Annotated in this window: 4 protein-coding genes and 1 pseudogene; 1 reads left to right on the top strand and 4 read right to left on the bottom strand. The window is 67.1% G+C overall.

Annotation, left to right across the window (positions count from 1 at the left end):
• The 4 genes and pseudogenes from ACH2DW_RS15070 to ACH2DW_RS15055 all read right to left on the bottom strand — a co-directional run.
• Positions 1-312: pseudogene (locus ACH2DW_RS15070) on the bottom strand (hypothetical protein); the annotation flags it as partial.
• A gap of 118 nt (positions 313-430) precedes the next feature.
• A complete protein-coding gene (locus ACH2DW_RS15065; protein ID WP_394930566.1) occupies positions 431-1162 on the bottom strand; it encodes a sulfite exporter TauE/SafE family protein in 732 nt (243 codons plus the stop codon).
• Positions 1163-3700 (bottom strand): ATP-dependent helicase HrpB, encoded by a 2538-nt coding sequence (gene hrpB, locus ACH2DW_RS15060; RefSeq protein WP_394930565.1) that lies wholly within the window; start codon positions 3698-3700, stop codon positions 1163-1165.
• Positions 3701-3715: 15 nt separating this feature from the next.
• Positions 3716-4240, bottom strand: a complete 525-nt coding sequence (locus tag ACH2DW_RS15055; protein ID WP_394930564.1) for a TlpA family protein disulfide reductase — start codon at positions 4238-4240, stop codon at positions 3716-3718.
• 71 nt (positions 4241-4311) lie between these two features.
• Between ACH2DW_RS15055 and ACH2DW_RS15050 the strand changes: the two genes are divergently transcribed.
• On the top strand, positions 4312-5139 hold the full coding sequence (locus tag ACH2DW_RS15050; RefSeq protein ID WP_394930563.1) for a hypothetical protein: 828 nt from the start codon (positions 4312-4314) through the stop codon (positions 5137-5139).
• The last annotated feature ends 49 nt before the right edge of the window (positions 5140-5188 follow it).

Here is a 5188-nt window from a genome sequence, read left to right as displayed (position 1 = left end):
GTCGATGAGCGGAAACCACACGTCGACGGTCAGGTCCCGATCGCCTCCTGAGGTGTCAGTGATGGTGATGGTCTGCACGCCCACCTCGTAGTCGCCGTACGCGAGATCAAGATCAAGGTCGGGGTCTTGGTCCGGCTCGGGCGGGTCGGTCGCGGCGGGGGCGGCCGTGTCAGTTGGTGCGTCGGTTGCGACCGGGGCTGCGGTGTCGGCTGGTGCTGCGGTGACAACTGGTGCTTCGGTCGCCGCGGGTGCTTCGGTCGCCGGTGTTGTCGCGGCCGTGTCCCCGTCGGATCCGGCGCACGAGGCAGCCACGATCGCGAGCCCGGCAAGGACAACTGAAACTCGCCTGGAGGAGTGGGAGGTGTGTTGGGAGGAGCCCATCGCCACACTGTGCCACGACCGCAGGGCGAGTGCGCGGACAGGACAGCGTTCAGGCGAGCGTGCGGATCAAGAGCGCGGTGGCGCTCAGCAGACAGAGCGCGAGGATGGCCGGACGTACCAGGTCGGCGTTGAGCCGATGCTTCACGCGCGCTGCCGTGACGATGCCGAGCACCACCGACGGAATCAGAACCGCTGTCAACTCAAGAGACCGGCGACTCACCTCGCCAGCCAGCACGAGGCCGACCAAAGACATCAGTGCGCCGACGGCGAAGAATGTCGAAATGGTGGAGCGCATCGTCTCGGGAGTGTCGTGCTGATATGTCAGCGCGACCGGTGGACCGCCGACGCCTGTTGTGGTGGCCATGAAGCCTGACGCGCCGCCGGCAACGAGCAGCGTGGCGGGCCCCGCCACGAATTTGCGGCCGACCGCCGACACGACGACGGCTGCGATGACCGAGCCGGAGACCATCAGTCCCAGCGCGGTATCGCTGAAGCTGGCCACGAGGAGAACGGCGATGACCACGCCGGGGATCCGGCCGATCAAGAGCAGTGCAGCTCCGCGTCGGTCGACGTGCTCGCGTTCGGACCAGGCCACCGTGCTCGACAGCGGAATGACCGAGATGATGATGGCCACGGGGATGAAGTCGGTGTCGGCGAGTGCCAGAACCGGAGATGACAGCATCCCCAAGCCGATCCCGAGCGACGCTTGCACCGTGGTGCCGACATACACGACGAGCGCGCACGCGATGGCGACGAGCAGTGGGAGCCCGGCAACGGTCACTCAACGATCCTTCATCCGCTTCGGGGCTGCGCCGGCTGGGTCGTCTGGCCATCGATGCTTGGGGTAACGCCCGGCCATTTCCTTGCGGACCTCAGTCCAGGAACCTGCCCAGAAACCGGGAAGGTCGGCGGTGACCTGAATGGGCCGGTCCGCCGGCGACAGCAGTTCGAGGCGAATCGGCCGGCCTCCTGCATGTGGGTGGGTGGTGCTGCCGAACAGGTCCTGCACGCGCACCGAGGCGGTTGGCTGTTCGCCCGAATAATCGATCGGTGCGGTCCGGCCGGTCGGCAGCGCGAGCGCGGCGGGCGCCAGGTCGTCGAGTTGTGCGCCCTCGGGCCAGGGCAGCTGGGATCGAAGCACGGTCGTGAGGTCGAGTTGTTCGAGATCGGACCGTCCCCGTGCGCCAGGTAGGTACGGCCCGAGCCACGTGTCGAGCGAGCCGAGCAGGGTGGTAACGGACCAGTCCGGCCAAGGATCACCGACGTTGGCGTTGAGAAACGTCACGCGCTCGCGCAGGCTGATTGCTGTTGGGGTCCAGCCGAGCACGCGGAGTTCCGTTGTTCGGACTCGATCGAGGAGCGCTGCTGTTGTGGCCTCCCCGGCGGCTGGGCGGTCGGTGCGGCTGCCGAGCCGGATCGATCCGAGGCGACGCTCGATGGTCTCGCTGAGGTCGTTGCGGTCTGTGTTCCACGTGATCGTGCGTTGCTCGGTGATGTCGGGGCCGAAGTTGGCGATCACGTCGTCGGCATCGACTGCAGCTGCCAGGCGAATACGCGCCTTATCGCGTTTTCCGTCGAGATCAGCAGCAACGATGAACTGCTCGTCGGCGAGGGAGTCCTTGGCGGGGAGAAAGGCGGTGCTGCCGCCGCGCAATTGGTACTGCGCGCCGCGTCGGAGGGCGGCAAGGCGATCTGGGTATGCGAGCAGGAGCACGGCGCCAGCCCGGTCCGGATGAAGGGCGCCACGATCGAACGGCAGGCGCGCCCGGCGGGCCAGATCGGCGGCACGGTCGCGGAGCCGGTGCACGGCACCCCGGTCAGCGAGGTCGTGTCCGCGCGCCCCCGAGATCACGCCAACGCGCAGCGCAAGGTCGGTCGGCACGTCATCGGGTCGTCCCCGAAAGATGTCGCGTTCGTCGACCAGCGCGGCAATGGCACAGGCGAGTGGACTCTGATCGACGGCGATCATCCTGGCCAGTCGCGGGTGGACGGGGAGACCAAGCATCTTGCGCCCAAGCGGAGTGATGGTCTGATCGTCTTGGTCGAGCGCGTACAGGTTGGTCAGCAGGTCACGCGCCTGCGCAAGGGCCCCAGCGGGAGGGGGATCGATGAATTGCAGATCGTCAGGGGCGCCCCAGGCGGCCAGTTCAAGGGCGAAGCCAGCCAAGTCGACTTGCAGTATCTCGGGTGACCGGTGGCGGGTTCGCGTGCCGTGTTCGAGCTTGCCCCAGAGCCGATAGGCGGTACCGGGTTCGGTGCGCCCCGCCCGTCCCGCTCGTTGCTCGGCCGAGGCACGGCTCGTCGCCACGGTAGTGAGCCGCGTCATTCCTGATCGAGGGTCGAATCGTGGCTCGCGGGCAAGGCCGCTGTCGATCACGATGCGGACGCCATCGACGGTGAGTGAAGTCTCGGCAATGTCGGTCGACAGCACCACGCGTCGTCGGCCAGGCGGCGACGGCGCCAGTGCCTGATCTTGCTCAGCGAGCGTGAGAGCGCCGGCGAGTGGGTAGACGTCGATGTTGGGCCCGAGCGTGTCCTGCAGCATCCGTTCAGTCCGTCGGATCTCCCCGATACCGGGCAGGAAGACCAAGACATCGCCCTCATCGTCGCTCAGCGCCTGGAGCACGGCGGCCACGACGTCTGGCTCGATGCGGTCGGGGCCGCGCTGCTGCTTGGGTCGTGGTCGGCCCTTCTTCGGCGCGCCGCTGCTTCGACCTGGCGAGCGGGGTAGCCAACGCACGTCGATCGGGTAGGTGCGACCTTCGCTGCTGATGACCGGGCCGTCGAGGAGGCGGGCGAGGCCTTCGGTGTCTGGGGTTGCCGACATTGCGATGATGCGGAGGTCGGGGCGGAGCTGTGCAGCGCTGTCGAGCGTGAGCGCAAGCCCGATGTCGGTGGTGAGATTTCTTTCGTGGACCTCGTCGAAGATCACGGCTCCGACGCCCGGGAGTTCCGGGTCATTCTGCAGACGGCGCGTGAGCACTCCCTCGGTCACAACCTCGATGCGGGTGGTCGATGTGATCTCGCGTTCGTCGCGGGTCTGATAGCCGACCAGTGCACCGATTGGGGTGCGTGTCGTCGTCGACATGCGGCGCGCCGCGGCGCGCGTCGCAAGGCGGCGCGGCTCAAGCATGACGATGCGTTGGTCACCGAGCCACGGCTGGTCGAGTAGTGCCAGGGGGACCACCGTGGTCTTTCCCGCGCCGGGCGGGGCGACGAGGACGGCGCTGGTGCCGTCGATCAGCGCAGCGCGCAGTGCATCGAGTGCCTCGACGACCGGAAGGTCAGGCAGGTCGGGGACGGCCGGTCGGTCGGCCATGTGGCACGGAGCGGATCAGCCCAAAGCGGGCGAGCCGCTGAATGGCCCGGGATCGCCGGCGCCAGGAATGTCGAGCGAGGTCCACGACGTCACGTCGGCGATGGCGTCAGCGACTGCTTCCCACTCCTTTGGCTGCCAGCCTTCGGTCTTTGCCGCGACGGCGCCGTCGACGCGAGTGAAGACGAACGCCGGAAGTTCGGTGAGGCCCATCGCCTTGACAGCGGAGCGATCGGGGTCGCAGAACACGAGGTATTCCTCGGTGAGCGGCCCGAGAAACGCTCGGGCATCTTCGGCTCCGGCGGTCACGATGAAGTTGATCCTGGCATGTGAGCTGCGGAACTGCTCGAGAATTCGAGTCGCCGAGCGGAGGATCCACGAGCTTTCGTTGGTGTACGGATCAAGCACCACGGAGGCGAGGTGGAACGTGGTCAACCAGTCCATGATTGGCCGGGACTGGCCGAGCCCCCATCCCTGGCCGTCGGCCACGAGCGGGGTGAGGTTCAATTCGGTTGGGAGCTGCTGAACAGTGGGGTCGGCCACGGGCGAGAGCGTAGCGAGTTGGGGGGCCTGGACCGCAACCATCCGCCTGGTCTCGGGTACCGTCGGCGACGATGCACCCCATCGAGCACCTTCGCTACGTCGCCCGGGCCCAAGGCGCAGACCCGGCCTCGCTCGTCGAGGAGACCGCCCACGCACTCGGTTCACTTCATTTTGACCCGTCGGGCATCGTGGTCGCATGCCGGCGCATCGTTGAACGTCACCCTTTCACAGGGGCGCTCTGGTGGCTCTGTGCAAATGTCTCGACGTCATCTGAGCCGTTCGAAGCCGTCTGGGAGTTGGCTGAGGAGATTCGCGGCGATCGCACGGGAGCAGAGCTGGCAGCTGCGCTCCCCGATGACGCCACCATCGTGACGATTGGGTCACCCGATGTCGCAGGCGATGGACTCATCCGGCGAGGTGACGTGCGGGTGCTCGTGCTCGATGCCGGGCACACGGCCACCCAGTTCTTCCGCAAGCTGGAACGCTACGACGTTGACAACGACCCGGTCGATGCTGGTGCTGCGGGAGCAGCCGTCCGCGCCGCTGACGTTGTGTTGATCGAAGCGTTGGCGTGCGACTCGCACCGCATCGTGGCCCCGATTGGTTCGTCGACCATTGCCGCTGCCGCGCACGCATGGGGCACGCCGGTGTGGCTCGTGGCAGGTGTTGGACGTCGGTTGCCCTCCGGTTTCATCGATCACATGGTTCAGCGATACGAGGCGATCACCGATCCCGATGGAGAGCACCCCGTTGATCCCTGGGAGATGGACGTCGAGATCCTCCCCACCTCGATGGTCACTGATGTCATCGGCCCGCACGGCCGCGTGCCCATGGGCCCACCGGCCATCCAGCCAGAGTGTCCCATGGCCCACGAACTCCTTCGCCACAGCGCCATGTAGACCCCACCGCACGCCACCCGACCCCACCTGACCCCACCTCACCTCACCT

Source organism: uncultured Ilumatobacter sp., assembly GCF_963980585.1.
GTDB lineage: Bacteria > Actinomycetota > Acidimicrobiia > Acidimicrobiales > Ilumatobacteraceae > Ilumatobacter_A.
Note: the sequence above shows the minus strand (reverse complement) of the source record. Positions and strands in the feature narration are given on the sequence as shown.

Bases quoted from the DNA above. Each gene is read 5' to 3' on its own strand.
- hrpB (WP_394930565.1), bottom strand. From the start codon at position 3,700: ATGGCCGACCGACCGGCCGTCCCCGACCTGCCTGACCTTCCGGTCGTC.
- ACH2DW_RS15050 (WP_394930563.1), top strand. From the start codon at position 4,312: ATGCACCCCATCGAGCACCTTCGCTACGTCGCCCGGGCCCAAGGCGCA.